At 63.3% G+C, this 25,707-nt stretch carries 23 protein-coding genes and 1 pseudogene; 10 read left to right on the top strand and 14 right to left on the bottom strand.

Going from position 1 to position 25,707, the window contains the following annotated elements; translation table 11 throughout:
- Positions 1-5: 5 nt before the first annotated feature.
- Genes KI241_RS08020 through greB form a run of 3 tightly spaced genes read left to right on the top strand, consistent with a single transcriptional unit; the run spans position 6 to position 3,725 of the window.
- Positions 6-689: an ABC transporter ATP-binding protein gene (locus tag KI241_RS08020; protein ID WP_042728328.1), complete on the top strand. Its 684-nt coding sequence runs from the start codon at positions 6-8 to the stop codon at positions 687-689.
- Positions 689-3,193, top strand: coding sequence for an ABC transporter permease (locus KI241_RS08015; protein ID WP_212803546.1), 2,505 nt, complete (start codon positions 689-691; stop codon positions 3,191-3,193). Before KI241_RS08020 ends, KI241_RS08015 begins: the two co-directional genes overlap by 1 nt.
- 34 nt (positions 3,194-3,227) lie before the next feature.
- Positions 3,228-3,725: a transcription elongation factor GreB gene (greB, locus tag KI241_RS08010; protein ID WP_042728330.1), complete on the top strand. Its 498-nt coding sequence runs from the start codon at positions 3,228-3,230 to the stop codon at positions 3,723-3,725.
- 12 nt (positions 3,726-3,737) lie between these two features.
- Here greB and KI241_RS08005 read toward each other — a convergent pair whose 3' ends face one another.
- From KI241_RS08005 to KI241_RS07995, 3 genes are all read right to left on the bottom strand, one after another.
- Positions 3,738-4,046, bottom strand: a complete 309-nt coding sequence (locus tag KI241_RS08005) for a hypothetical protein (RefSeq protein WP_024618163.1) — start codon at positions 4,044-4,046, stop codon at positions 3,738-3,740.
- A gap of 303 nt (positions 4,047-4,349) precedes the next feature.
- Positions 4,350-4,784 carry a DoxX family protein gene (locus tag KI241_RS08000; RefSeq protein ID WP_047737539.1) on the bottom strand — a complete coding sequence of 145 codons (435 nt, stop codon included), beginning with the start codon at positions 4,782-4,784 and terminating at the stop codon, positions 4,350-4,352.
- 98 nt (positions 4,785-4,882) lie between these two features.
- Positions 4,883-6,304, bottom strand: coding sequence for a transglycosylase SLT domain-containing protein (locus tag KI241_RS07995; protein WP_123578578.1), 1,422 nt, complete (start codon positions 6,302-6,304; stop codon positions 4,883-4,885).
- 231 nt (positions 6,305-6,535) lie between these two features.
- Between KI241_RS07995 and KI241_RS07990 the strand changes: the two genes are divergently transcribed.
- The 3 genes and pseudogenes from KI241_RS07990 to KI241_RS07980 form a co-directional block, all read left to right on the top strand.
- The gene (locus KI241_RS07990) at positions 6,536-7,345 is read left to right on the top strand and encodes a TatD family hydrolase (protein WP_123578577.1); all 810 of its coding nucleotides are present in this window, start codon (positions 6,536-6,538) and stop codon (positions 7,343-7,345) included.
- Between the two features lie 207 nt (positions 7,346-7,552).
- Positions 7,553-9,034 (top strand): methyl-accepting chemotaxis protein, encoded by a 1,482-nt coding sequence (locus KI241_RS07985; RefSeq protein WP_123578576.1) that lies wholly within the window; start codon positions 7,553-7,555, stop codon positions 9,032-9,034.
- A gap of 286 nt (positions 9,035-9,320) precedes the next feature.
- Positions 9,321-9,533, top strand: a pseudogene (locus tag KI241_RS07980) (terminase); the annotation flags it as partial.
- 18 nt (positions 9,534-9,551) lie between these two features.
- Here the strand turns inward: KI241_RS07980 and KI241_RS07975 are convergent.
- The 3 genes from KI241_RS07975 to KI241_RS07965 all read right to left on the bottom strand — a co-directional run bounded on the left by KI241_RS07975 (position 9,552) and on the right by KI241_RS07965 (position 11,673).
- Entirely contained in the window at positions 9,552-10,349 is a 798-nt protein-coding gene (locus tag KI241_RS07975; protein ID WP_212803545.1) for an acyl-CoA thioesterase domain-containing protein, read from the bottom strand.
- 145 nt (positions 10,350-10,494) lie between these two features.
- Entirely contained in the window at positions 10,495-11,256 is a 762-nt protein-coding gene (locus tag KI241_RS07970) for a CHAD domain-containing protein (protein ID WP_042728336.1), read from the bottom strand.
- Positions 11,257-11,382: 126 nt separating this feature from the next.
- Positions 11,383-11,673 carry a hypothetical protein gene (locus KI241_RS07965; protein WP_042728340.1) on the bottom strand — a complete coding sequence of 97 codons (291 nt, stop codon included), beginning with the start codon at positions 11,671-11,673 and terminating at the stop codon, positions 11,383-11,385.
- Between the two features lie 206 nt (positions 11,674-11,879).
- Between KI241_RS07965 and KI241_RS07960 the strand changes: the two genes are divergently transcribed.
- Positions 11,880-12,917: a patatin-like phospholipase family protein gene (locus KI241_RS07960; RefSeq protein ID WP_042728337.1), complete on the top strand. Its 1,038-nt coding sequence runs from the start codon at positions 11,880-11,882 to the stop codon at positions 12,915-12,917.
- A 168-nt stretch (positions 12,918-13,085) separates the two neighbouring features.
- Here KI241_RS07960 and KI241_RS07955 read toward each other — a convergent pair whose 3' ends face one another.
- The 6 genes from KI241_RS07955 to kdpF form a co-directional block, all read right to left on the bottom strand.
- Positions 13,086-13,784 (bottom strand): response regulator, encoded by a 699-nt coding sequence (locus tag KI241_RS07955; protein ID WP_047737555.1) that lies wholly within the window; start codon positions 13,782-13,784, stop codon positions 13,086-13,088.
- A gap of 54 nt (positions 13,785-13,838) precedes the next feature.
- Entirely contained in the window at positions 13,839-16,490 is a 2,652-nt protein-coding gene (locus KI241_RS07950; protein ID WP_212803544.1) for a sensor histidine kinase KdpD, read from the bottom strand.
- A 128-nt stretch (positions 16,491-16,618) separates the two neighbouring features.
- On the bottom strand, positions 16,619-17,164 hold the full coding sequence (gene kdpC / locus KI241_RS07945; protein ID WP_212803543.1) for a potassium-transporting ATPase subunit KdpC: 546 nt from the start codon (positions 17,162-17,164) through the stop codon (positions 16,619-16,621).
- Positions 17,165-17,227: 63 nt separating this feature from the next.
- Positions 17,228-19,276 carry a potassium-transporting ATPase subunit KdpB gene (gene kdpB, locus KI241_RS07940; protein ID WP_244868286.1) on the bottom strand — a complete coding sequence of 683 codons (2,049 nt, stop codon included), beginning with the start codon at positions 19,274-19,276 and terminating at the stop codon, positions 17,228-17,230.
- A 16-nt stretch (positions 19,277-19,292) separates the two neighbouring features.
- Positions 19,293-20,987 (bottom strand): potassium-transporting ATPase subunit KdpA, encoded by a 1,695-nt coding sequence (gene kdpA / locus KI241_RS07935; RefSeq protein ID WP_212803541.1) that lies wholly within the window; start codon positions 20,985-20,987, stop codon positions 19,293-19,295.
- A gap of 8 nt (positions 20,988-20,995) precedes the next feature.
- On the bottom strand, positions 20,996-21,085 hold the full coding sequence (gene kdpF, locus KI241_RS07930) for a K(+)-transporting ATPase subunit F (protein WP_003218754.1): 90 nt from the start codon (positions 21,083-21,085) through the stop codon (positions 20,996-20,998).
- A 374-nt stretch (positions 21,086-21,459) separates the two neighbouring features.
- Here kdpF and eat point away from each other — a divergent pair, with 374 nt between their 5' ends.
- Positions 21,460-22,824, top strand: coding sequence for an ethanolamine permease (gene eat, locus KI241_RS07925; RefSeq protein ID WP_042728058.1), 1,365 nt, complete (start codon positions 21,460-21,462; stop codon positions 22,822-22,824).
- Between the two features lie 119 nt (positions 22,825-22,943).
- Positions 22,944-23,111, top strand: coding sequence for a DUF2897 family protein (locus tag KI241_RS07920; RefSeq protein WP_003183831.1), 168 nt, complete (start codon positions 22,944-22,946; stop codon positions 23,109-23,111).
- A 221-nt stretch (positions 23,112-23,332) separates the two neighbouring features.
- Here KI241_RS07920 and KI241_RS07915 read toward each other — a convergent pair whose 3' ends face one another.
- Complete coding sequence (locus KI241_RS07915; protein ID WP_042728059.1) at positions 23,333-24,184, bottom strand: DUF1989 domain-containing protein; 852 nt, start codon at positions 24,182-24,184, stop codon at positions 23,333-23,335.
- 227 nt (positions 24,185-24,411) lie between these two features.
- Entirely contained in the window at positions 24,412-24,744 is a 333-nt protein-coding gene (locus KI241_RS07910; RefSeq protein ID WP_212803540.1) for a ComEA family DNA-binding protein, read from the bottom strand.
- A 426-nt stretch (positions 24,745-25,170) separates the two neighbouring features.
- Here KI241_RS07910 and KI241_RS07905 point away from each other — a divergent pair, with 426 nt between their 5' ends.
- On the top strand, positions 25,171-25,665 hold the full coding sequence (locus KI241_RS07905; protein ID WP_042728061.1) for an acyltransferase: 495 nt from the start codon (positions 25,171-25,173) through the stop codon (positions 25,663-25,665).
- Positions 25,666-25,707 lie beyond the last annotated feature (42 nt).

Genomic DNA, 25,707 nt, shown 5'->3' with positions numbered 1-25,707 from the left:
TCTCCATGGGCTCAAGCATTCTCACCGCGACGGACCTTAGCAAAGTGGTCTCCAGCGCGGAAGGTGAACTGACCATCCTGCACGAACTCAGCCTGGAACTGAACAAAGGCGACAGCCTGGCGATCGTCGGCGCGTCCGGCTCCGGCAAATCCACCCTGCTGGGCCTGCTGGCCGGCCTCGACCTGCCCAGCAGCGGCGAGGTCACGCTCGCCGGCCAGGCCCTGAGCGCCCTTGATGAAGACCAGAGGGCGCGGATCCGCGCCGAGCACGTAGGCTTCGTCTTCCAGTCGTTCCAGTTGCTCGACAGCCTCAACGCCCTCGAAAACGTCATGCTGCCGCTGGAGCTGGACGGGCGCAAGGACGCCCGCGAACGCGCTGCCGAACTGCTGCAACGGGTCGGCCTGGGCCAGCGCCTGACCCACTCGCCCCGCCAGCTCTCCGGCGGCGAGCAGCAACGCGTGGCGATTGCCCGCGCCTTTGCCGCCGAACCCGATGTGCTGTTTGCCGACGAACCGACCGGCAACCTCGACAGCCACACCGGCGAGCGCATCAGCGACCTGCTGTTCGAACTGAACAAGGAACGCGGCACGACCCTGGTGCTGGTCACCCACGATGAACGCCTGGCCCATCGCTGCCGGCGCCTGATCCGACTTGAAGCCGGCCAGATGGTCGCGCCCCTGGAGCCTTGATGGCACGCTTGCCGCTGTTGCGCCTGTTCAGTCTTGCTGTTCGTCAATTGCTGCGCGACGCCCGCGCCGGCGAGTTGCGGGTGTTGTTCTTCGCCCTGCTGGTGGCGGTGGCGGCGAGTACCGCCATCGGCTACTTCGGTGCCCGCCTCAACGGCGCGATGATGTTGCGTGCCACCGAATTCCTCGGCGCCGACCTGCTGCTCGAAGGCAGCTCGCCGGCCCGCGCGGAACAGATCCGCAGCGGCACCGAGCTGGGCCTGGAACATGCCCGGGTGGTGGAGTTCTCCAGCGTCGTCGCCACTGACAATGGCATCCAGTTATCCAGCGTTAAGGCTGCCGATGACCTCTACCCATTGCGCGGCGAGCTGAAAAGCGCCGCCGCGCCGTTCGCGCCGGAAGAAACCGGCGGGCGTCCGAGCCCGGGCGAAGCCTGGGTCGAGTCCCGGCTATTGACGGCCCTGGACCTGAAGATCGGCGACAGCATCGACATCGGCAACAAGACCCTGCGCCTGAGCCGGGTCCTGACCTATGAACCCGATCGCGCCGGGAATTTCTATAGCCTCACGCCGCGGGTCATGATCAACCTCAAGGACCTGGACGCCACCGGCGTGGTGCAACCCGGCAGCCGTGTCAGCTATCGCGACCTGTGGCGCGGCCCGGCGCCGGCGCTGCAAACCTATCGCGACCTGGTCAAGCCAGGCCTTGAGCCTAACCAGCGCCTGCAGGATGCCCGCGACGGCAACCGGCAGATCGGTGGAGCCCTGGGCAAGGCCGAGCGCTACTTGAACATGGCCAGCCTGGTGGCGGTGCTGTTATCCGGCGTCGCGGTCGCGCTGTCGGCCAACCGTTTTGCCACCCGCCGTTTCGATGCCAGCGCCCTGCTGCGCTGCCTGGGTTTGTCACGCCGGGAAACCATGGTGCTGTTCAGCCTGCAATTGGCAGTGCTCGGCCTCCTGGCCAGCATCAGCGGCGCCCTACTCGGCTGGATCGCCCAATTGGGCCTGTTCGCGCTGCTGCATGACCTCTTGCCCACGGCGGTTCCGCCAGGGGGCGTGCTGCCGGCAATCGCCGGGATCGGCACCGGCCTGGTGGCCCTGGCGGGGTTTGCCCTGCCACCGTTGGCCGCGCTGGGCCGGGTGCCGCCGCTGCGCGTGCTGCGCCGGGACATGCTGCCGATCCCGTCCAGCACCTGGGTGGTCTATGGCGCCGCATTGGGCGCCCTGGGCCTGATCATGTGGCGCCTGAGCCTGGACCTGGTCCTCACGTTCGCCCTGCTCGGTGGCGGCGTCGTCGCGGCGCTGGTACTCGGTGGGCTGTTGCTATTGCTGCTCCAGAGCCTGCGTCGCCTGCTGGCCCGCGCCGCCCTGCCCTGGCGGCTCGGCCTCGGCCAACTGCTGCGCCATCCCCTGGCGGCGGCCGGCCAGGCCCTGGCATTCGGCTTGATCCTGTTGTCCATGGCGCTGATTGCGCTGTTGCGCGGCGAGCTGCTGGACACCTGGCAAAACCAGTTGCCGAAGAACGCGCCCAATTATTTCGCCCTGAACATCCTGCCCGACGACAAGCAGGCCTTCACCGACAAGCTGGTGGCGCTGTCGGCACAATCGGCGCCACTCTACCCCGTGGTGCCGGGGCGTCTGATCAGTATCAATGGCGAGCCGGCCAGCGAGCTCGTCACCAAGGACTCCGCCGGTGACCGGGCCCTGCAGCGCGACCTGAGCCTGACCTGGGCCGCGGACCTGCCGGCGGGCAACGTCGTCACGGCCGGCACCTGGTGGCCGCAACAACCACCAGACGATATCCCGGGGGTTTCGGTGGAAGGCAAAGTCGCCGACAACCTCAAGATCAAGCTCGGTGATCGCCTGGTCTTCAGCGTGGGCGGCGTCAACCGCGAAGCGAAGGTCACCAGCCTGCGGGAAATCAACTGGGACAACTTCCAGCCCAACTTCTTCATGATCTTCCAGCCCGGAACGCTGAAGGACCTGCCGGCCACCTACCTCACCAGCTTCTATCTGGCGGCGGGCCACGACCAGCAGATCGTCGACCTGTCCCGGGCCTTCCCGGCGGTGACGATCCTGCAAGTCGAGGCGCTGCTCGAACAGCTGCGCAGCATCCTGGCCCAGGTCACCCTGGCCGTGGAATATGTGCTGCTGTTCGTCCTGGCGGCAGGCATGGCCGTGCTGTTCTCCGGCCTGCAGGCGACCCTCGATGAGCGGATTCGCCAGGGTGCGCTGTTGCGGGCCCTGGGTGCCGAACGACCATTGCTGGTCAAGGCCCGACGCATCGAATTCGGCCTGCTGGGCGCGGTCAGCGGTTTGCTCGCGGCCCTGGGCTCGGAGCTGGTGAGCCTGGTGCTCTACCGCTACGCGTTCGACCTGCCATGGCATCCGCATCCGTGGCTGCTGTTGTTGCCGTTGGTGGGCGCTTTGTTGATCGGCGGCGCCGGGGTGTTCGGCACCCGACGAGCGCTCAATGCCAGCCCGCTGACAGTGTTGCGCGAGGGTTGATAGACTTCCGGCTTCGCCATTACAAGAAGTTGCCATGAGCCGCTATCGCCCACCCCGCACCGCCGGCACCGCGCTGATCACCCCCGAAGGTGAAGCGCGGATGCGCGCGGAGTTCCATGAGCTGTGGCATGTGCGCCGCCCCCAGGTGACCCAGGCGGTCAGCGAGGCGGCGGCCCAGGGTGATCGCTCGGAAAATGCCGAGTACACCTACGGCAAGAAAATGCTGCGGGAAATCGACAGTCGCGTGCGCTTTCTCACCAAGCGCCTTGAAGCGCTGAAGGTGGTCAGTGAAAAGCCCAGCGATCCCAACAAGGTGTATTTCGGCGCCTGGGTCACCGTCGAGGACGAGGAAGGCAAGGCGTCGCGCTATCGCATCGTCGGCCCTGACGAACTGGATCTGAAACAGAACCTGATCAGCATCGACTCGCCACTGGCCCGGGCCCTGATTGGCAAGGCCCTGGATGCTGAAGTCAAGGTCCAGACACCGACCGGCGAAAAAATGGTCTATATCGTCGACATCACCTATCCGTAAGGGCCGAACACCTCAACGGCGGGTAATCAGCCCCTGCCGCGCGACACGGGTCAGTTGCCGGATCATCTCGGGGGCGTCCGCCGCGCTGGGTGATTGGATAACGGCCAGGTCGAAACTGTCATTGGCGAAACGCGCCAAGGATTCACCGTCTTCGACAAACTGGATCAGGAAAGCGGCCGGCCCGTGGTTACGTCGCGGCCAGCCGTCAAGATAGCGCAGCAACGTGGGCTGGTGGGTGCCACCCAGGAGGATTTTCGGATTGCGTTGCACTAGGTTCGCCGTGATGGGCGCAAGACGTACAAGGGGGCTGGGTGCATTCATCGTGTCGTGTCTCTGCCTCAAAAGTCTGCATGGCAGGTGAGAGGCAACACCGAACCAGCGCTTTAGCGGTACTTCGAAGCCGCGTAACCCGGCTTCTGTCGGTAACTGGATGAGTCACCTGGCGCCCCGCAAGTAGCTGTTTAAATCGGCGCATGAGCGGCATCCTAGAGAAGCTGACCGGGCGGTGTCAAGAACGGCGGCAGGGTCACCCTGCGGGAGCGGCACGACCATGGCGGCTGTCAGCCGCAAAAGAAAAAGGCGCTTTCCTCGAAAAAGGAAAGCGCCTTTGTTTTCAGTTGAGCATCAGCCGGCGATGGCTCGATCCACCGACAGTTTGCCAGCGCCTTCGACCAGGATGGCAACGCTGCCCGCCAACAACGCCAGGGCAAACTCATAGCCGTTGTTGGCCATGAACAAACCGTTACCAATGTGCACCGAGAAAATCGCCACCAGTGACAGGAAGGCCAGGCCCAGTGCCGCCGGACGGGTCAGCAGGCCGATGATAAGCGCCAGCCCGGCGAAAAACTCGGTACCGCCGGCCAATGTCGCCATCAGGTAGCCAGGGGTCAGGCCAATGCTTTCCATCCATTGCGCCGTGCCAGCCAGGCCGTAGCCGCCGAACAGGCCGAAGAGCTTCTGTGAACCGTGCGCGGCGAAGATGATGCCGACGGCAATACGCAGGACAGTCAGGCCGTAGCCGGCACGGGTGGACATTATTTTGTTGATCAGCGAGCTCATGGGTTCATCCCTAGATGTGTGGTGGTTGGACGCCATATTAATCAAAAAAACTTGTGCTAAAAGCGCAAAAATTGCGACACATCAATCAATTTAATTGATCATTTCCGTAAAGCGACCTTCTGCCCGTTCGGCTCCAGGGACTCTCGCTCCCGATCAAAAGCCAAATAGTATTTGTTCACGCTATTAACGTAGCTGACGGCGCCCATTCCCACCTGCTCCATGGCAATGCGCTCGACCTGGAAGAACCACTGGTTGGGATTCAACCCCCGTCGCCGGGCTTCGGCGCGCATGCCCTGGACGCGCTCCGGCCCCATGTTGTAGGCGGCCAGGACGAATGCCATGCGCTCGCGCTCATTGAGCTTGGGGCTGGCGAAAAACTTGCGGCGAATCATGGCCAGGTACTTGGCGCCCGCCTGCACGTTGGCGTCGAGGTTCTGGATGTTGTCCACCCCCACCCGTTGGGCTGCCGACGGGGTGATCTGCATCAGCCCGGTGGGGCCACCGCTCCCGCGAGCGCTGGGTTGCAGGGCTGACTCCTTGAAGGCCAGGGCCGCCAGGTTGAGCCAGTCCATGCCCTGGGCCTCGGCATGTTTTTGCAACACCGGACGCAGCTTCTCCAGGCGCTGGCGATCGGCGCGGGCCAGCGGATAGTGAACCTGGTACAGCCGCCGGTAGATGCGCAGGAACGCTGCGTCCTGGTTGTCCGGCACTTTGTAGGTCGCCAGGAACCGGTCGATGCTAGCCCGGAGCATGGCGGCATCACGACGCACGAACCAGTATTCATCGCCGGGCTCGCCGATCAGCACCTGGCGGTCGAAGCGCAACTTGGGAAGAATCTTGCCCCAGCGTTCGGCAATGGGTTGCTCGACGATGGTTAGATGGAAAATCCCGCCCTGGACCATCTCCAGCACATCTTCCACCGCCAGGGTCGGGTCGACCCATTCGATTTTCACCGGCGGCAATTTGAGCAGGGCCAGTTTCTGGTTGATCTGGCTCACCGCATCCCCCGCCGCACTGCCGTTGGGCAGGGCCAGGGTCTTACCGGAAAGTTGTTCCACGCGGTTGTAGCGCTTCTCACCCTTGATGCCCACCAGCAGCAATGGCACATCGCTGCGGATCGGATCGCTGGGGCTGACCGCATGGCTGGCCAGGGGCTCGAGCAGCTCGCCGGGGGCCACGAGATCGCCCTCGCCACGCTGCAACGCACCGAGCAACTGATCCTTGGCCTTGGGGATGATCTTGAGGGTGATTTCCTGGCCGTCCCGGGCGTGACCGTTGAGGTACTGCTCGAAGGCGCGTAACCGGTGGTATTCGACACCGATGGGCTGGCCCTGGACTTCGCCGGAGCTGTTGCGACTCTGGTTGACCAGCACCTTCAGCACCCGGCTGCTGCGGATTTGCGCCAGGTCGCGTACGGTGCCCGGCGCCACGACCTGCACCGGCCCAGGCAGCCGCGCGTCCGCCGGGATCGGCAAGAGCAGCGAGCAACACAGCAGTAGCAACGCCTGGGGACGTGTCATCCACTCTCCGGAAGGAACACTGCCGGCCGCCTCGAAAACGAGGCCGGGGCCGACAGAAACAGAGCGCTTGGGGCGCTGAAAAGTGCGAAAGACTGGCACAGTGATAGCGTTTATACCAACCCGACCTGTCTCGCGGCCTCAACAGACAGCCACAACTCGTTGTAGTTCTTGGCTTTTCTTATAAATCTACAGCTCTGATATGCTTTCCGGCCTTTGGGCCGAGGTAGCACCATGCAACTCATCGATATCGGCGTCAACCTGACCAACCCCAGTTTTGCCGATAAACATCAGGCAGTGCTCGACCGCGCCTATGAATCGGGGGTCTGCCAACTGGTTTTGACCGGCACCAGCATCGAGGGCAGCGAACAGGCCCTGGCACTGTGCGAGCGCCTGGATGAGCGCGGCGAGCATCTGTTCGCCACTGCCGGCATTCACCCCCACAGCGCCAGCGACTGGACCGCCGACAGCGCCAGGCACCTCAAGGACCTGTTGAGCCACGACCGCGTGCGGGCGGTGGGTGAATGCGGGCTGGATTTCAACCGCGACTTTTCCCCCAGGCCGCAGCAGGAGAAGGTGCTGCAAGAGCACCTGGCCCTGGCGGTCCAACTGCAATTGCCGGTGTTCCTCCACGAGCGTGACGCCAACCAGCGGCTGCTGGACATCCTGCGGGATTTTCGCGACCGGTTGCCGGCCGCCGTCGTGCACTGCTTCACCGGTGAAAAAAAGGCCCTGTTCAACTACCTCGACCTAGACCTGCACATCGGTATCACCGGCTGGATCTGTGATGAACGCCGGGGCACGCACCTGCATCCGTTGGTGCGCGACATCCCTCGCGGCCGCCTGATGCTCGAAAGCGACGCGCCATACCTGTTGCCGCGCACGCTGCGACCCAAGCCGAAGAACGGCCGGAACGAACCGGCCTATCTGACCGAAGTGTTGCGCGAAGTAGGGTTGCACCGCGGCGAAACCCCGGAAGACCTGGCGGCCCATACCACTGCGTGCGCACGGGCGTTTTTTGGATTGCCCGTCCTATCGGTTTAAACACACCTCTGTGTGGGAGCGGGCTTGCTCGCGAATGCACTAGACCCGTTCATCCTGCTGTGAATGACCCACCGCCTTCGCGAGCAAGCCCGCTCCCACAGAGGGTTTCGGGGTGTCTGTTGACCCACATCAACCTCCCAGCCCTGGGGGAGCGGCACAATAATGGCACCTTGCCAAAACTGTTTCCGCTATCAGAGAAGACCTTCCATGGGTGCCTGGCTTAGCAATATCTCACTGAAGTACAAATTCTGGGCGGTCAACGCGGTCGCCTTTGTCACCACCCTGCTGCTGGTGCTCTACGCAGTGCACCTTGAACAGCAGGCGCGCAATCATGCGGCCCAGGCCAATGCCCAGGCCCAGGCGTACCTGTTGGGCGCCTGGCCGGCCGGGCAGGCGCTGCCCAAGGTCGGCACCGTCCTGGCGCTCCAGCGCGACCAGGTACCGGTGTTCAATGAACAGCCGCTGCCGGCACTGACGCAAGCCAACGGCTGGGTCGAACTGGATGCCAGCCCGCTGTTGGGCGATGACCCGCTGCTGGGCGCCGAAGTGATCCGGCGCGGCGACGGCCAACAACTGGCCATCCTGGCCCATGGCGTCAGCCTGGGCCAGGTGTTTGGCGAACGCTTCAGCCAATACGCCGTGGCGGTATTCGTGCTGATGCTGGCAATGCTGGGGGCCTCGCAACTGTTGATCCGCTTCCTGCTCAGCCAGCTCAACACGCTGAAGGACGTCATGCTGCACGTGGAAAAAACCGGTGACCTGTCCGCCCGCGTCCCCTTGGCCTGCAAGGATGAAGTGGGCCAGATGGCGGCCGCGTTCAATGCCATGCAGGCCGGTTATCAACGGGTCGTGGACACCGTCGCCAGCACGGCTCGGCAGTTGGACACCGGCGCGGCACGCCTGGCGTCGAGCATGACCGACGTGCGCCACGGCATGCTCGGCCAGCAGAGCGAGACCGACCAGGCCGCCACGGCGATCAACGAGATGTCTGCCACGGTCTACCACATCGCCCAGCACGCCAGCGCCACCCGTGACCTGTCGAAGACCGCCGACACCTTGGCCGGCAACGGTCATGACGTGGTGAGCCGCGTTCAGCAGTCGATCACCGGGCTGTCCTCGGGGGTGCAACAGACCGCCGAGATGATCCAGCGCCTGGCCGAAGACAGCCAGAAGATCAGTGGCGTGGTCAGTGTGATCCACAGCATTGCCGAACAAACCAACCTGCTGGCGTTGAACGCTGCCATCGAGGCGGCACGGGCCGGGGAAATGGGACGGGGCTTTGCCGTGGTCGCCGATGAGGTCCGCAACCTGGCCAAGCGGGTGCAGATTTCCACGGACGAAATCACCACCATGATCGTGGCCCTGCAGGCCGGTACACGGGACGCCGTGGACTTCATGCAGGAGAGCTCGTACAAGGCCGACGACTGCGTGCAACAGGCCCGCGAGGCCGGCGATGCGTTGGCGCAGATCACCGCCGCCGTGGCCCAGATGCGCGAGAGCAACACCCAGATCGCCGTCGCGGCCGAACAGCAGAGCCAGGTTGCCGAGGACATGAACCGGGCGGTGGTGAGCATTCGCGACGTCACCGAAAACACCGTGCGCCAAACCGTCGACTCGGCCACCACCAGCCATGAGCTGGCGACCCTGGCGGGCGAGTTGAACAAAGCGATCGGGCAGTTGAAGTTTTAGGGCGCCAATCCTACCGGCCTGGGGTGGCTGCTGTTTGTGGCGAGGGGATTTATCCCCGTTGGGTCGCGCAGCGGCCCCAAAGCATTTGACCGAGGTACCCAACCTTACGGAGGCGCCTTTGAGGGCGCTTCGCACCCCAACGGGGATAAATCCCCTCGCCACAAAAAGTGGATCTTCCCAACACCTGTTTCGCCCTATCACATCGATAGCCAAGCGCGATTCGCCGCTTCACCCGGCCGGGCCTATTCTTGGGTTATTCGATTTCGTGAACTCAAGGACATGCATCATGGGCAAACGTCACCCTCACTTACCCGCTTGGCAATGGCGCACCTGGCCCGCCCCTGACCGCCAACCGACCCACCAGGTGTTGCACCTGATGGCGGTGCCGCTGTTCATCATTGCGTTCCTGCTGCTTGTGTCCGGGGTGTTCAGTGCCAGCGCGGCGGACATCGCCATCGGCACCATCGGCGTGGTCGCCGCATTGGGGTTGCAGCGCCACCATCCGTGATCCATCGCCTCAGGCGAAAATCGTCACCGTCTGCCGGCTCAAGGCGATCAAGCGGCCATCGGCGCTCCAGAATTTGGCGGCGACATGGCCGTAGCCATCCTGGGCATGGTCGATCTCGGCCAAATACTTGCACCAGTCCAGGGTCGTCAGCTCCAGCAACGGCTGGACAAACTCGATGGTCCAGGTCAACGTGCTGCCCGGGGCCATTTGCTTGAGATGAGGCAGCAATGCCGGTGGCCAGGCATCCACCAGCGCCAGGATGTGGCTCTCGTTCAACGGTTCTTCTTTCACGTCACCGCGCAGACGCACCCAACCACCCATGCTGAGGGATGTGTTGCCGGTGAACGGCAAGCCACCGACGCTCCAGCACATGGCCAGGTGACGCATGAATTCAGGGGTAGCGCCCTTGACGTAAGGCAGCTCCTGGCACTGTTCCACGCTCTTGAACTCCGGCGCCGGGTCGGCCTGAACCGCCACCACGGAAGAACGCGAGGCACCAAAACTGCCCTGCACCACCGTCACCACCTGGCCGTTCTGCACGGCGCGCCCCAACACCTGGCTCACCGCCTTGCCTTCGCGCAGTACATCGACTTCAAAGCTGACCGGCACATCCGGCTCGACCGGGCCGACAAACGTGATCGCGAGTGAACGTACCGGGCGATCCGCCGGCACCCGGGCACGCATCGCCTCATACTGCAACGCCGCCACCAACCCGCCAAACGTGGCGCGCCCCTGGCCCCATTCAGGCGCGATGGTGACGGCCTCTGGTTGACGGCGCACGGCATCGATCAAATCGGAAAAGCGCATGACGACCTCGAAAGCAGGGAAAAGAGATGAAGGGATCTTAACCAGCGCCGGCAAGCGGCACAGCGCTCATTCCGGCCAAAGAGACTGGCAGATAAGCCGCCGCTATTGAATCAGTGGGAGCGAGCTCGCCCCCACACAGGGAAACTCAGGATTTTTCGAAGCAGCTCGCAATGAGCTTATCGAGCACCCTGTCGGACTTGGCCTCGGCCTTTTCCATCGTGCGCTGCCAGGTGGGCACGCAGGATCGCAGGTCGGCCTCTTCCTCGGCCCTGGCCAGCCATTGCCAGCAGTCGTGCCAGTCACCCAGCGCGCCCTGGGCGGACTTGAGCCGTGGCATGGCCGCCTCGGGCAAGCGGTCGAGTTCAGGGTAGGCTTCGAGGGCGTAGCGCACACGCTTGATCAGCAGGCGCAACCGGTGACGGTCATGGGCAGGGTCGCGCAAAGCTTCACCGAGTTTTTGCCATTGTTTGTCCAGGCGCTTTTCGATGCGCTTGCGCAAGCCCTTGAGCAGCCCCTCCCGCTGGGCAGCGCGAATGAAGCGAGGAAAGGCATCGAGGATCATCAGCAACTGGCCCAGCTCCGGGCTGCCGGCCACGCTGGGGTACGCGTCGGCCATCAGCGCCCGGCGGCGGCGCGCCGCCTCCACTTGGCCATGTTGTTCGAGGTAGGCCGCCAGGACTTCCCGGTCGCGCAACGGCGTGGTCAGGGTGCCGACCGCGGAAGCGGCGGTTTCCAGCTGTTCGACCCCGGGCAAGCCACGCAGCGGACGAAGCAGACTGCGCAGGCGGCGGACGGTGGTCCGCAGGTCATGCAGCGCTTCGCTGTCGGTATGGGCATTGAGGCGGGCCTGACAGGCCAGCAGGCGGACTTCCAGGCCCAGTATCCGGGCCACCAGCCGATCGATCATGGACACTACTCCGTAAGCAGCTTAGCGCTGCGGACTACAAGTGAGGAACACGGTGCGCCCTTCACTTGTAGCCTGCAACCCATCGCTTGTCGCTGCTTTTAACGTCCTGTAATGGATTCGCGGGGCTCAACGGCCAGCGCGAGACTCACGAATGTAGAAGCGCGCCTTCTCGGCTTTTTTGGAGCAACCTTCGAACGCTTCGAATTGCTGCTGGGTCTTGGCGCCGGTCAACAGCGACAGTGCCTTGGAGTAGCTGACGGTGCCGGCAAAGCCTTCGGCCTTGGCCAGGTCCAGTTCATGCCAGGCGGCATCGAGCTGGGTACCGCAGCTGTCACGGTAAGCGGTCTTGGCCGCGCAACCGGTCAGGGCCAGAACCATCAGGGAAGCTACCAGGGGAAGGCAGATCCGGGCTTTCATCATTACACCTCGAGTCAGGTAAACAGTCGTGCAGGTAAGACGGTTTCGCCGGCAAAAAGTGCCGAGGCCAGCCGCGTATATTCCAGCGTGGGCGAGCATACGCAAATGCCACGGCGGCGTGTCAAAAAACGACGCCTGCGCCACAACGATTGAGCCAAGCCGCTGATCAGTGCATTGTTGAAGTCTGTTCGACAAGAGGCCGGGTCATGACAAAACGTGTCGCATTGGTACTGGGATCGGGCGGCGCCCGGGGCTATGCCCATATCGGGGTGATCGAAGAAATCGAACGACGTGGCTACGACATTGCCTGCATCGCCGGTTGTTCGATGGGCGCGGTGGTCGGCGGGATCTATGCCGCCGGCAAGCTCAAGGATTACCGCCACTGGATTGAAAGCCTCGACTACCTGGATGTCCTGCGGCTGGTGGACGTGAGCTTTCGCCTGGGAGCGATTCGCGGCGAGAAAGTCTTCGGCCAGATCCGCAAGATCGTCGGCGAACTCAACATCGAAGACCTGCGCATTCCCTACACCGCCGTTGCCACCGACCTGACCAACCAGCAGGAAATCTGGTTCCAGGAAGGCTGCCTGCATCAGGCGATGCGTGCCTCGGCGGCCATCCCCAGTCTGTTCACCCCGGTGATGCAGGGCAACCGCATGCTGGTGGACGGTGGCCTGCTCAACCCGCTGCCGATCGTGCCGGTCGTGTCGAGCCATTGCGACCTGATCATCGCGGTCAACCTCAACGCCACCAACCAGAAGCAGTACAAGCTCCCGGTCATCCAGCGCCCCGCCGCGTTCCGGCGACGCTTCGACACCCTCGTCAGCTCGCTGGGTTCGCGCCTGCCGTTTCGCCGCAAGCAGGCCGAGCAACTGTTGCTGCTGGAACAGGAGGCGCTGAAGGCCGAGGCGGCCGAGATCAATCCCTGGCTGGAATCGGCGGAACCCGAAGGCCAGCAACCGGCCGCGGCGCCCGAGGCCGAAGGCGCGCCGAAATCCGCCACGGGTTCGTTCATCATCGACAACGTCGGTCCGGCCTCGTTGCTGGATTTGATCAACCAGAGTTTCGAGGTGATGCAGACGTCATTGGCCCAGTACAAGATTGCCGGTTATCCGCCGGATGTACTGATCAACGTGCCGAAGCGGGTGTGCCGTTTCTTCGAGTTCTACAAGGCCCCGGAGCTGATCGCGCTGGGGCGGGAGATTGCCAGCGACACGCTGGATCGGTATGAGAATGAGCAGAAATAGATATGATCATCGCCACGCTCTGGTGGCGAGGGGATTTATCCCCGCTGGGGCGCCAAGCGCACCCCCTCAATCGTTCTGCTCCACTCCAAGGCCTGGTTTGGGGCTGCTTCGCAGCCCAGCGGGGATAAATCCCCTCGCCACAACGGCGTTTGACTGAAGCCCGATGGGTTAAGGCCCACCCTCCCCCAACAACCGATACCCCACCCCCGCCTCGGTCGCGATGAAGCGAGGCCGGGTCGGGTCGTCGGCCAGTTTCTGGCGCAGGTGACCGACCACGATCCGCAGGTAATGGCTGTCTTCGACATGGGTCGGGCCCCAGATGTCCTTGAGCAGTTGCTGCTGGGTGATGACCCGCCCCGGGTGCCGCGCCAACTGCGCCAGAACCGCATATTCCTTACGGGTCAGGGCCACCTCGGCGCCATCCAGCAACACCCGTCGGTAGGCCAGGTCCACCGTCAGCGGGCCGAATCGCAGCGCCGCTTCCTCAGGCGCCCCGGCCGGGGCCTGGCGCAACAGGGCGCGGATGCGGGCGAGGAACTCCTGGATCCCGAACGGCTTGGTCACGTAATCATTGGCGCCGTTGTCCAGCGCTTCGACCTTCTGCGCTTCGCTGGCTCGCACCGAGAGCACCATTACCGGCACCGTCGACCATTGGCGCAACTCGCGCAGCACCTGCTGGCCGTCCATGTCCGGCAACCCCAGGTCGAGCACCAGCAAATCGGGCTTGTTCAGCGCCGCCTGGGCAAGCCCTTGCGCCCCCGTGCCGGCCTCCAACACCTTGTAGCCTTGGGAGGCCAGGCTGATACGCAAGAACTTGCGGATCTGCGGTTCGTCATCGATGACCAAGAGGGTCGCGGTCTGGTTCATGGGGCTCGTTCAACGCTGGGTGGGTAGCAAGCGGCAAGCATATCGCAGGGCCGCTCAGGCTTCATCGTCCAGGCCCGGTTGCGTCTGCAACGGCAGGTGCAAAGTGATGCAGGTGCCGCGCCCGTCCAGGCCATCACCCACGCTGATGCGCCCACCATGGGCGCCGACCATGCCCTGACAGATCGCCAACCCCAGCCCGGTGCCCTGCCCGCCGCGGTCGCCACGGGCAGCGGTGTAGAACATGTCGAAGATCTTCTCCCGCTCTTCTTCGGGAATGCCCGGCCCTTCATCGGCGACGGCAAAGAACACCTCGCTGTCCGTCGCCCCGGCACTCAACCGGAGCCGCCCGTGGGCCGGCGAGAAACGCGCAGCGTTCTCCAGCACGTTCACCAGCGCCTGCTCGATCAGCGCCGCATGGACGTACAGCAACGGCAGTTCAGGCGAGGCTTCAACCGCAAGCGCCAGGGGCGCCAACACCGCGCGCAGGCGGTTCAGGGCACTGCCGACGATATCGGCCGGCGACACCCAATCGCGCGCCAGTTTCAGCGCGCCGTGCCCCAGGCGGGTCATGTCCAGCAGGTTCTGGATATAGCGGTCCAGTCGTTCGGCCTCATCGCGCGTCCCTTCGAGCAATTCGCGGCGGTCCTCCAGCGGGATCGCCTCGCCCAGCGCCAGCAGGCTGTCGATGCTGCCACGCATGGCGGTTAGCGGTGTGCGCAAATCATGGGACACCGACGCCAGCAAGGCACTGCGCAACTGTTCGGTTTCCCCGTGCAGGCGCGCCGCTTCCAGGTCCTGGGCCAATTGTGCCCGGGCCAGCGCCTGGGCCAATGGCTGGCTGAGAGCCGCCAGCAAACGGCGGCGCTGGCCACTGAGCTGCGAGCCTTCCATCGGACACACACCCAGCAAGGCCAGCGGGCCGCCCTCTGCCGACAGCGGCCACCACCACCAGCGTCCGGATGGCAACGTCCCGGTGCCGGCGCCGGCCGGTTGATCGTGCTGCCAGGACCAATCGGCGGCCGCGCGTTCGGCTTCGGTGAACGTCAGCGGTTCGCCGCTCTCGACCTTCCAGTGACCTTGGCCGTCGCGGTTGAGCAGGCACAGTTGCAAGTCGTGCCCGCCACCGAGGTGCTGCGTGGCGGCGCTGATGACGGCCTGGCGATCGGTAGCGGCGGTGAGCTTGCGCGACAGGTCGAGCAGTTCACTGGTTTCCTGCTGGGTGTCGCGCAGCGCCTGCAACTGGCGACGCTGGCGGGCGGCCAGGTTGCCGGTCAACGCCGCCATCAAGAGAAAGAACACCAGGGTCAGCACGTCTTCTTCGCGCTGGATAGTGAGGGAAAAATTGGGCGGGATGAACAGGAAGTCGTAGGCCAGGAACGACAGCGCCGCACAAGCCAGCGCCGGGCCGAGGCTGCTGCGCACGGCCACCAGCAACACCGCCATCAGGAACACCAGGGAAATATTGGGCAACGCCAACACCCCCGAGATCCCCCAAGCCAGGGCACTGGCCATGACTGTCGCGACCAATGCCAGCACGTAATCGAAGCCGGTCTGCACGCTGCTTGAACGCACACGAGCCGGGCGCGGTTGTTCGTCGCCGTCCAGCACGTTGATTTCCAGGCCTCGGGCATCGCGCAGCAGCCGTGAGGCCAGGCCACCGCCCAGCCAACGTCGACGCAGACGAGGGCTGGACTGGCCCACCAGCAACAGTGTGGCGCGACGTTCGCTGGCATGCTGGATCAGTGTCCGGGCCACCTCCGCGGCCCGTAGTAGCACCACTTCGCCACCCAGGCGTTCGGCCAGTTGCTGGGCATTCTGCAAGCGCTGGCGCGAGGCTTCGTCGCGGACACTGCCGTTGTCCACGTGCACCAGGCTCCATGGCAAATGCCGCCGCTGGGCGACGCGACTGGCGTGGCGTACCAGACGCTCCGCCTGGAGGTCACCGTCCACGCCCACCAGCAATCGCCCACGCACAGCCGGAGCGGCCTGGCCCAGTTGTCGATAGCCCTGGGCCAGATCGTTATCGACCTGGGCAGCGGCGGTCTGCATGGCCAGCTCGCGCAAGGCGGTCAGGTTGGTCTGGGTGAAGAAGGCGTCGATGGCCGCGCGAGCCTGTTCCGGTACGTAGACCTTGCCATCGCGCAGGCGCTCCAGCAGCTCGCGCGGCGGCAGGTCGATCAGCAGCAACTCGTCGGCCTCCTGCAGGACCCAGTCCGGCAGCGTCTCGCGCACCTGCACGCCCGTGATGCCGCGCACCTGGTCGTTGAGGCTTTCCAGGTGCTGGACGTTGACGGTGGTGTAGACATCGATACCGGCGGCGAGCAGGTCCTGGATGTCTTGCCAGCGCTTGAGGTGGCGGCTGCCCGGGGCGTTGCTGTGGGCCAGCTCATCCACCAGGGCCAGGGCCGGCCGGGCCGCGAGCAGACCGTCGAGGTCCATCTCCTCGAGCATCACGCCGCGATACTCCGAACGCACCAGCGGCTGCTGCGGCAGGCCGCCCAACAGCGCTTCGGTTTCACTGCGTCCGTGGGTCTCGACCACACCGGCAATCACCTTCACGCCCTGGCGCAGTTGGGTGTGGGCCGCTTGCAGCATGGCGTAGGTCTTGCCCACGCCGGGCGCCGCGCCAAGAAAGACCTTGAGCCGGCCACGGCCGTTGCGCGGTAGATGGGCTAACAGTGCGTCGGCGCGGCCGGAATCGCTCATGTTGGGGGTCTCGTTCAGGCATTAATCAAGCCCTTGTGAGAGCGAGCTTGCTGGCGATGGCGGTGGGACAGTCGCCACTCAGGCCGACTGATACAAAGCCATCGCGAGCAAGCTCGCTCCCACAGGGTTTACAGCTTTTGCAGCGCCAGGTTCAGCGCCAGGACATTCACCACCGGCGGACCCACCAGGGGTTGCTCGACATGGGCATCGAGCAGTTGCTCCAGCGTCGAGAGCGGCAGGTTGCGCGCCGCAGCGACACGCGCCAGTTGATAGGCAATTGCGCTCGGTGGCAAGTGCGGGTCCAAGCCACTGCCGGAGGTGGTCAGCAGCGCCAGCGGCACCGGGCCTGCGCCGGGCACCTGCAACTTCTCGGCGTCGGCGATCACTCGTGCCGCCAGGGCCGGATTACTGGGTGACAGATTGCTCGCGCCACTGGCGACCGTGGCGAAGGCCGCGGCCGATGGCCGTGGATGAAACCAGGCGTCGCCCGTGAAGTCCTGGGCGATCAACAACGAGCCGCGGACCTTGCCCTCGGCATCCCTCACCAGGCTGCCGTTGGCCTGGGCGGGAAACGCGACTTGCGCCACGCCCGTGACCACCAGTGGGTAAGCGACACCGGTGACCAGGGTCATCAGCAGAATCAGGCTCAGGGCCGGGCGTATCAGAGTGGACATTTCAAACTCCTCGAATCAGAACACACAGGTGTGGCGAGGGCGCCTGCCAGAAGCGCAGTCACCTCAAACCAGCCTCAACGCCGTCAACGCCATGTCGATCAGCTTGATCCCCACGAACGGCACCACGATCCCGCCCAGGCCATAGATCAGCAGGTTGCGCCGCAACAAGGCCGCCGCGTTCGCCGCTTGCACCCGTACGCCGCGCAAGGCCAGGGGGATCAGCACCACGATGATCAGGGCGTTGAAGACAATGGCCGACACAATCGCGCTTTGCGGGCTGCTCAGGTGCATCACGTTCAACACGCCGAGCTGTGGATAAATCGAGGCGAACAGCGCCGGCAGGATCGCGAAATACTTGGCGATGTCGTTGGCGATGGAGAACGTCGTCAGCGCACCACGGGTCACCAGCAATTCCTTGCCGATCTGCACCACGTCCAGCAACTTGGTCGGGTCGCTGTCGAGGTCGACCATGTTGGCCGCTTCCCGCGCCGCCTGGGTGCCGTCGTTCATTGCCATGCCGACATCGGCCTGGGCCAGGGCCGGGGCGTCGTTGGCACCGTCGCCGCACATCGCCACCAGCCGACCGTCATTCTGCTCATGGCGGATGCGCGCCAGTTTTTTCTCCGGCGTGGCCTCGGCCAGCACGTCGTCGACGCCTGCCTCTGCGGCAATCGCGGCGGCGGTCAGCGGGTTGTCCCCCGTCACCATCACCGTGCGGATGCCCAACTTGCGCAACTCGGCGAAGCGTTCGCGAATGCCTGGCTTGACCACGTCCTTGAGATGAATGACACCCAGCAGCTTGCCGTCCATGCACACCAACAACGGCGTGCCACCGCTCTGAGCGATTTTGTCGACTTCCCGGGCCAATGCCGCCGGCAACTCGTTGCGTGGCATACCGATGAACTCCAGCAGCGAATCCACGGCGCCCTTTCGATAAATGCGCCCTTGGTAATCGACCCCGGACAAGCGCGTTTCGGCGCTGAACGGCACGGCGGTCAGCGACTCGAGGCCAGGTTCGGGCAGCGGATGCAGGCCTCGCAGAAACTCGACGATAGACTTGCCTTCGGCCGTATCGTCGGCCAGCGAGGCAAACAGCGTACCTTCGGCCAACTCCCTGGCGCTCACCCCAGGGGCGGCATGCACCGCGGCACAGCGTCGGTTGCCAAAGGTGATGGTGCCGGTCTTGTCCAGCATCAGCACATGCACGTCCCCCGCCGCCTCCACCGCGCGACCGGACTTGGCGATCACGTTCAAGCGCACCAGCCGATCCATGCCGGCGATACCGATGGCCGACAGCAGCCCACCGATGGTGGTGGGAATCAGGGTGACCAACAGTGCCACCAGGAACACCAGTGGCAGGCTGCCGTTGGCGAAATGGGCGAAGGGTTGCAGCGTCACCACCACCAGCAGGAAGATCAACGTCAGGCCAATCAGCAGGATGTCCAGTGCCACTTCGTTCGGGGTTTTCTGGCGCTTGGCTCCCTCCACCAGGGCGATCATGCGGTCCAGGGTGGACTCGCCAGGGTTGCTGGTAATGCGCACCAGCAACCAGTCGGAGACCAGCCGAGTGTTGCCGGTGACCGCCGAACGATCGCCGCCGGACTCGCGGATCACCGGCGCCGACTCACCCGTGATCGCCGCCTCGTTGACGGCAGCGATGCCTTCGATCACCTCGCCGTCCCCGGGAATCATCTCCCCGGCCGCGACACGCACCACGTCGCCCTTGCGCAGACGGGTAGCGGGCACCACTTCAAATCCGTTGGCGGTCTGGCGCCGTGCGCTCAGGCCTTCGCTGCCGGCCTTGAGGCTGTCGGCCCGCGCCTTGCCGCGCCCCTCGGCCAAGGCTTCGGCGAAGTTGGCGAACAGTACGGTGAACCACAGCCACAGAGCGATCTGCACGGCGACGAACGTCGGCACCGCCGTGTCGGGAACGAAGCACAGCACAGTGGTGAGGATGGCGGTCAGTTCCACCACCAGCATCACCGGGGCCCGGTGCAACTGGCGTGGGTCGAGCTTGACGAACGCTTGCACCAGCGCTGGCCGCCACAAGGACGAGAAGTTGGTTTTCAGGGGTTCCGACGTCTTGGCGACGACGGCTTTGCTCATCGGCATATTCATCATCAATTCCTCAGAAGCCCATGCTCAGGTGTTCGGCGATCGGCCCCAAGGCCAGGGTCGGCAGGAAGGTCAGGCCGCCCACCAGCAGAATCGTCACGGTCAACAAAGTGACGAACAGCGGGCCGTGGGTGGGGAAGCTGTTCTGCCCGATCGGCGCGGTTTTCTTCAGTGCCAGGCTACCGGCCAACGCCAGCACCGGCAGGATGTAGCCGAAACGACCGATCAACATGCCCAGGCCCAGCATCAGGTTGTGGAAAGGGGTATTGGCGCTGAACCCACCAAAGGCCGAGCCGTTGTTCGCCCCCGCCGAGGTGTAGGCGTACAGCAACTGGCTGAAACCGTGGGCACCCGGGTTGCTCACCGCGGCTGCCGGCCCGGGCAGGCTTGCGGCGATGGCGCCCAGCACCAGCACACTCACCGGCATCACCAGCAGGGTGACCACCAGCAACTGAACTTCCCGGGCGCCGAGCTTCTTGCCCAGGTATTCCGGTGTGCGGCCGATCATCAACCCGGACAGGAACACCGCGATCAGCACGTTCAGCAACATGCCGTAGAGCCCTGCGCCGACACCGCCGAAAATCACCTCGCCGACCATCATGTTCACCAGCGCAACCATGCCGCTCAGCGGGTTGAGGCTGTCGTGCATGCCGTTGACCGAGCCATTGGAGGCCGCCGTGGTGGTCACCGACCAGAGCACCGTCGCGGTGGTCCCGAAGCGCGCTTCCTTGCCTTCCAGCGACGCGGTTTGTTCGACGGCGGGGTTGTTCAAGGTCGGGTTGGGCTGGTACTCGGCCCACAGCGACGTGGCACCGCCGATCAGGAACAGCACCAGCATGCAGGCGATGATTGCCCGGCTCTGGCGCAGGTCCTTGACGTAATGGCCGAAGGTGAACACCAGCGCGGCGGGAATCAGGATGATCGACGCGAGCTCGAACAGGTTGCTCCAGGCCGTCGGGTTCTCGAACGGGTGCGCCGAGTTGACGCCGAAGAACCCACCACCGTTGGTGCCCAATTGCTTGATCGCAATCTGGCTGGCCGCCGGCCCCAGCGGGATCACCTGATCGGCGCCCTGCAGGGTCATCCCATGCACATAGTGAGCGAAGGTCTGCGGCACGCCCTGCCACACCAGGAAGAGCGCCAACAGCAGGCACAACGGCAACAGCCCGTAAAGGGTGGCGCGGGTCATGTCGACCCAGAAGTTGCCCAGCGTCGCGGCGGACTTGCGCCCGATCCCGCGACACAACGCTACCAGCACCGCCAGTCCGGTGGCGGCGCTGACAAAGTTCTGCACCGTCAGGCCGACCATCTGGCTCAGGTAGCTCACCGACGCCTCGCCACTGTAGGACTGCCAGTTGGTGTTGGTCATGAAACTCACGGCCGTGTTGAAAGCCTGGGTCCATTCCATGTCTGGCAGTTGTTCGGTGTTGAGCGGCAGATGCCCTTGAAACAGAAGAATCGCAAACAACAGCACAAAGCCCGCCAGGTTGAACGCGAGCAAGGCCAGGGTGTATTTCTGCCAGCTCTGCTCAGCGCCGGGATCAACGCCTGCCAGCCGATAGCAACCCCGCTCCACGGGTCCGAGAACCGGAGAGAGCCAGGTACGCTGGCCCTCCATCACCCGGTAGTAAAAACGCCCCAGCAACGGTGCTGGAATCAGCACCAGGGCGAAAAAAGCGAGGATCAGCCCGAAATCATAACCGTGCATAGCCGCTCCTAGTTCCGATCCGCGCGCAACAGCGCAACCAGCAGGTAAATGAACAGCGCCACTGCCAACAGCAGCGACACCCCGTCCAGAACACTCATGGGATTTCTCCGTCGTACGGCGTCGTGCCGTGTGTGGAGTGATTGTCGACAGGGAGGGCGTAAAGGAACGAGATCGAGAGAGCGGTTGGGGGATAAAGAATCTGTAAAAAATCGGCGGAATCGATGGTTGGGCGGGCTTCTTCGCGAGCCAGCCCGCCGACTGCTCAGCGCAAGTCCAGTGTGGGAGCGGGCTTGCCCGCGAAGGCGGCACCATCAGCGCCAACGCCCTCAACTGGCGCACAACAGGGGCACATCAAGCAAGGAACATCCCCGATACGACAGGATTTCACCCATTGCGACCGCCCCCGACACACTGGCACGTCCACTGCACTGCCTTCCCCAGCGCTTTTGCTATGGATCGAGGGGAGCCACCGATGAACACACAACTCAAACCCACGCTGGGCACCCTGCATTTATGGGGGATCGCCGTCGGGTTGGTGATATCCGGCGAGTATTTCGGCTGGAGCTACGGCTGGGGCGTGGCCGGGACACTGGGTTTTCTGGTGACGTCATTCATGGTCGCGGCCATGTACACCTGCTTCATCTTCAGCTTCACCGAACTGACCACGGCCATTCCCCATGCCGGCGGACCGTTTGCCTACAGCCGTCGTGCCTTCGGCGCGAAAGGCGGATTGATCGCCGGGCTGGCGACGCTGATCGAGTTCGTCTTCGCGCCGCCCGCCATTGCCTTGGCCATCGGGGCCTACCTGAACGTGCAATTCCCGGCGCTGGACCCCAAGCACGCGGCGGTTGGCGCCTACATCGTGTTCATGGGCCTGAACATCCTCGGGGTCAAGCTGGCCGCGACGTTCGAACTGATCGTCTGCGTCCTGGCGGTGGCCGAGTTGCTGGTGTTCATGGGCGTTGTCGCCCCGGCCTTCAGCTTCAGTCACTTCGCCTTGAACGGCTGGGCCGGTTCCGACGTATTCGGCGCCCCTGCCATTGCCGGGATGTTCGCCGCCATCCCGTTTGCCATCTGGTTCTTCCTGGCCATCGAAGGCGCGGCCATGGCGGCCGAAGAAGCCAGGGACCCGAAACGCACCATCCCCAAGGCCTACATCAGTGGCATCCTGACCCTGGTGGTGCTGGCGATGGGGGTGATGTTCTTCGCCGGCGGCGTCGGTGACTGGCGCACCCTGTCGAACATCAACGACCCGCTGCCACAGGCCATGAAAACCGTGGTCGGCGAAAGCTCCGGCTGGTTGCACATGCTGGTGTGGATCGGCCTGTTCGGCCTGGTGGCGAGTTTCCACGGCATCATCCTGGGCTACTCGCGGCAGTTCTTCGCCCTGGCGCGCGCCGGCTACCTGCCCGCCTCCCTGGCCAAGCTCTCACGCTTCCAGACGCCACACCGCGCCATCATCGCCGGAGGCCTGATCGGCATTGCCGCTATCTACAGCGACGGCCTGATCAACCTCGGCGGCATGACCCTGACCGCCGCGATGATCACCATGGCGGTGTTCGGTGCGATCGTCATGTACATCATGAGCATGCTCAGCCTGTTCAAACTGCGCAAAACCGAGCCCAACCTGGAGCGCACCTTCCGCGCGCCGGGCTACCCTCTCGTGCCGGGAATCGCCCTGGTATTGGCGGTGGTATGCCTGGTGGCGATGGCCTGGTTCAATGCGCTGATCGGCCTGATCTTCGTCGCGTTCATGGCGGCGGGCTTCGTCTACTTCACCCTGACCGCACAACTGCGAGCGGCGGCTCCAGCCGATGCAATGCTGACCGGGCCTTGAGGTGAAGCCGGCCGAACGGGCGTAGTATGGAACCACTGCGAACGAGCTTCGCTCATAAGTGGTAGGCGCGGCAGATTGGCGAACAGACGCCCACTGGCCGCGCCCTCAAGGAGAGCCCTATGCCCTGGTATGCCTGGTTGATTCTGATTGTTGCAATCGGCTCGATCGTTGGTGGTCTGATGATGCTGCGCGACACCGCCAACAAGGTCGAGTTGACGGACGAACAACGCAAGCGTGTTGCCGAGCGCAACGCCGAGATGGACGCGAAGGAGGCCAAGGATCGTTGAGTGCTGGCTGCTGGCTGCTGGCTGGCACAACACTGTGGAGTGCTGCCTGACACAAAACTTTTGTGGCGAGGGGATTTATCCCCGTTGGGCTGCGCAGCAGCCCCAAAACCTGTCACGCGGTCTATCTGATCGACTGGGTGGGTTTTAAAAGGGGCCGCTGCGCGCCCCAGCGGGGATAAATCCCCTCGCCACAGAAGGCCGCGTCCTGTCCGCCTACTGCGTTACTTCTCCCAATCCGCCCTGGCGATGTGCAAGCCATGCAACCCCTTGTACGCCGCCCGCTCAGGCTGGCTCCAGCCTTCCAACAATGCGTCGTCCAACCGATAGATCTCCACCCCCAGTGGCCGACAGACGCTCAATGGATCCTGCGCATCCGGCCCCCACATGGCCAGTGACAGGTCACCGCCCGGGCAGGTGGACAGGGCGCACAACAGATCAATTTCGGCAAAGAACTCCAGGTAATCGCCCTTCTGTGCCGGACAGGCCTTCATGAAGTACATGTCGTCATGGTTCAGCCCGGTGCACTGGAAGATATTCAGCACGTCGTGTACATCGAACTCGGTCAAGCCGTGGGGCAACACCGCGCGAGTCAGGTTCGAATGGCAGTGATGGTGGAAATCCTCGCCGGTCAGCATCTTGTTGACGTAAGGGTCGCAACGCGTGCCCAGCAGATCGTGCAACCGCCCCCCGTGCTCGTCGATGCCATAACCGGCCAGGCTGTCGTCGGTGATGGTCACCAGCGGCCGCAGGAACGGCAAGTTCGACCACAACCGGTCGTGGGTACTGACATGGGCGCCCTGCAACTGCCGGGTACGCGCGGCCCACAATCGCTCCCGCGGGTCGTGGGCGTTCCAGACGTTGAAGTCGCCGACCTGCGGGCCCTGCGGCGTGGTGACACGAAAGACGTGCCCGGCGGGTACATGCCAGGCACGGCCAGTGCGAATGGGGACTTCGAACTGCTCGATCAGCGTGCGCTGGTCCTGCCGGGTACGGATTCGGTCGTAGAAAGGCTTGTCCACCTGGAGGGCGGAACCTTTGCTGACCTGGTAGGCAGCTGGGTAGTCTTTGTACATGGCAAGGCTCCTTGATCGCCTGTTAGCGAGCGGCCAATGAGGCTATGAGGCTGCTCATCCAACGGGATATGAACGGTGAGGTCGAGTCCAGCGTCATGCTTCAGTTTGAATGGCCTATAAGCGGCAAAAAAGTGGATCAATTCACTCAAAGAGCGAACCCACGCAGCCCGCTATCGATAAAACGGAAAAAGCCAGTCCCATCGACTGGCCATTCCTTTTGATTCAGCTCAATTCACTTCCAGTTTATCCCGATTTTTGTCCAGGATTGCCTTACCAATGCCCTTGACCTCCAACAACTCTTCGACTGATGAAAAAGCACCATTACTTTCACGATATGCAACAATTGCATCAGCCTTCGCCTTACCTATCCCAGTCAGCTCACGCTGAAGCGTCGTAGCATCTGCCTGGTTCAAATCCACCTTGCCCTCTTGCGAAGACACCGAGCTCTGCACCACAGGAGGTATTGCCACCTCGGGCTTGACCACTGCGGTCGCGCCTACCGCGACCGAGGCATTGGCCAGGAGGGCAAAAATCAGCGGGTAAAAATATCCTTTACGCATAAAATGAAGCTCCTTGATACCGTCAAGAGGAAGCAGCTTTGTGACGCTGCATTCCAAACTTAGGCGATGATTGAGGGCTGTCAAAAAGGCGACCATTGCAAAAAATGTAATAACGAGGCGTATTAGACTTTCAGGGGCTCACGCGAAATGGGTAGGTCAATCGCATCCCACGCCAGCGAAACGGTGACGGCAAAAACACATCGATGCTCAAGCTAAGGCCACCTACTTCGAGCTGCGAAATCCCCTGCAAGGGCCCCTGCTCCCGAGTTTATCAATCGCCATGACTCTTTCGCTTTGCCTGTAGCACAGAAAAATTTGAGCAGTTACTTTATTATCAGCCGCTGGATCAATGGCTTATAAGCCAATAATCTAACGAAACTTGCCAACACAGGGTGGTGTTCCAACCATCCAATGGAACGGATAACAATGAGCGATCATAAAGATTACTTCGTGCATTCCCACGCTTTATGCGAAACCTCCCAGATAGGCAAAGGCACTCGGGTTTGGGCCTTCACCCACTTGCTACCCGGGGCCAAAATCGGCCAGGACTGCAATATCTGCGACCACGTGTTCATCGAAAACGACGTCGTCGTAGGAGACCGGGTAACAATCAAATGCGGTGTTCAGCTGTGGGATGGTGTTTCCATCGGAGACGATGTGTTTATTGGTCCCAACGCCACATTCACCAATGACCGCTTTCCAAGAAGCAAGGTCTATCCTGAAAGCTTCGACAGAACCGTAATAAGCAAAGGCGCCTCCTTGGGCGCCAATTGCACTATTCTTCCAGGAATAACTATTGGGGAGAACGCGATGATTGGCGCAGGGGCGGTGGTCACCCGTTCAGTGCCCGCCAATGTCACGGTGGTGGGTAACCCAGCAAAGATACTGCAGCGCAAGGATGAAGGCCAAAACCAGGCTTGAACGAGCCTTTGGACGGTTTCGGCACCCAAACAGAATGGGCAC

It is taken from the genome of Pseudomonas sp. Cab53 (assembly GCF_018325965.1).
Taxonomy (GTDB): domain Bacteria; phylum Pseudomonadota; class Gammaproteobacteria; order Pseudomonadales; family Pseudomonadaceae; genus Aquipseudomonas; species Aquipseudomonas chlororaphis_E.
Note: the sequence above shows the minus strand (reverse complement) of the source record. Positions and strands in the feature narration are given on the sequence as shown.

Coding starts and splice junctions, on each gene's coding strand:
- KI241_RS08015 (WP_212803546.1), top strand. CDS start 689: ATGGCACGCTTGCCGCTGTTGCGCCTGTTCAGTCTTGCTGTTCGTCAA.
- KI241_RS07915 (WP_042728059.1), bottom strand. CDS start 24,184: ATGTACAAAGACTACCCAGCTGCCTACCAGGTCAGCAAAGGTTCCGCC.
- kdpB (WP_244868286.1), bottom strand. CDS start 19,276: ATGCCGATGAGCAAAGCCGTCGTCGCCAAGACGTCGGAACCCCTGAAA.
- kdpA (WP_212803541.1), bottom strand. CDS start 20,987: ATGCACGGTTATGATTTCGGGCTGATCCTCGCTTTTTTCGCCCTGGTG.
- kdpC (WP_212803543.1), bottom strand. CDS start 17,164: ATGTCCACTCTGATACGCCCGGCCCTGAGCCTGATTCTGCTGATGACC.
- KI241_RS07920 (WP_003183831.1), top strand. CDS start 22,944: ATGCCCTGGTATGCCTGGTTGATTCTGATTGTTGCAATCGGCTCGATC.
- KI241_RS07975 (WP_212803545.1), bottom strand. CDS start 10,349: ATGCGCTTTTCCGATTTGATCGATGCCGTGCGCCGTCAACCAGAGGCC.
- KI241_RS08000 (WP_047737539.1), bottom strand. CDS start 4,784: ATGAGCTCGCTGATCAACAAAATAATGTCCACCCGTGCCGGCTACGGC.
- KI241_RS07960 (WP_042728337.1), top strand. CDS start 11,880: ATGACAAAACGTGTCGCATTGGTACTGGGATCGGGCGGCGCCCGGGGC.
- KI241_RS07985 (WP_123578576.1), top strand. CDS start 7,553: ATGGGTGCCTGGCTTAGCAATATCTCACTGAAGTACAAATTCTGGGCG.
- greB (WP_042728330.1), top strand. CDS start 3,228: ATGAGCCGCTATCGCCCACCCCGCACCGCCGGCACCGCGCTGATCACC.
- eat (WP_042728058.1), top strand. CDS start 21,460: ATGAACACACAACTCAAACCCACGCTGGGCACCCTGCATTTATGGGGG.
- KI241_RS08020 (WP_042728328.1), top strand. CDS start 6: ATGGGCTCAAGCATTCTCACCGCGACGGACCTTAGCAAAGTGGTCTCC.
- kdpF (WP_003218754.1), bottom strand. CDS start 21,085: ATGAGTGTTCTGGACGGGGTGTCGCTGCTGTTGGCAGTGGCGCTGTTC.
- KI241_RS07965 (WP_042728340.1), bottom strand. CDS start 11,673: ATGAAAGCCCGGATCTGCCTTCCCCTGGTAGCTTCCCTGATGGTTCTG.
- KI241_RS07955 (WP_047737555.1), bottom strand. CDS start 13,784: ATGAACCAGACCGCGACCCTCTTGGTCATCGATGACGAACCGCAGATC.
- KI241_RS07990 (WP_123578577.1), top strand. CDS start 6,536: ATGCAACTCATCGATATCGGCGTCAACCTGACCAACCCCAGTTTTGCC.
- KI241_RS07970 (WP_042728336.1), bottom strand. CDS start 11,256: ATGATCGATCGGCTGGTGGCCCGGATACTGGGCCTGGAAGTCCGCCTG.
- KI241_RS07995 (WP_123578578.1), bottom strand. CDS start 6,304: ATGACACGTCCCCAGGCGTTGCTACTGCTGTGTTGCTCGCTGCTCTTG.
- KI241_RS08005 (WP_024618163.1), bottom strand. CDS start 4,046: ATGAATGCACCCAGCCCCCTTGTACGTCTTGCGCCCATCACGGCGAAC.
- KI241_RS07950 (WP_212803544.1), bottom strand. CDS start 16,490: ATGAGCGATTCCGGCCGCGCCGACGCACTGTTAGCCCATCTACCGCGC.
- KI241_RS07910 (WP_212803540.1), bottom strand. CDS start 24,744: ATGCGTAAAGGATATTTTTACCCGCTGATTTTTGCCCTCCTGGCCAAT.
- KI241_RS07905 (WP_042728061.1), top strand. CDS start 25,171: ATGAGCGATCATAAAGATTACTTCGTGCATTCCCACGCTTTATGCGAA.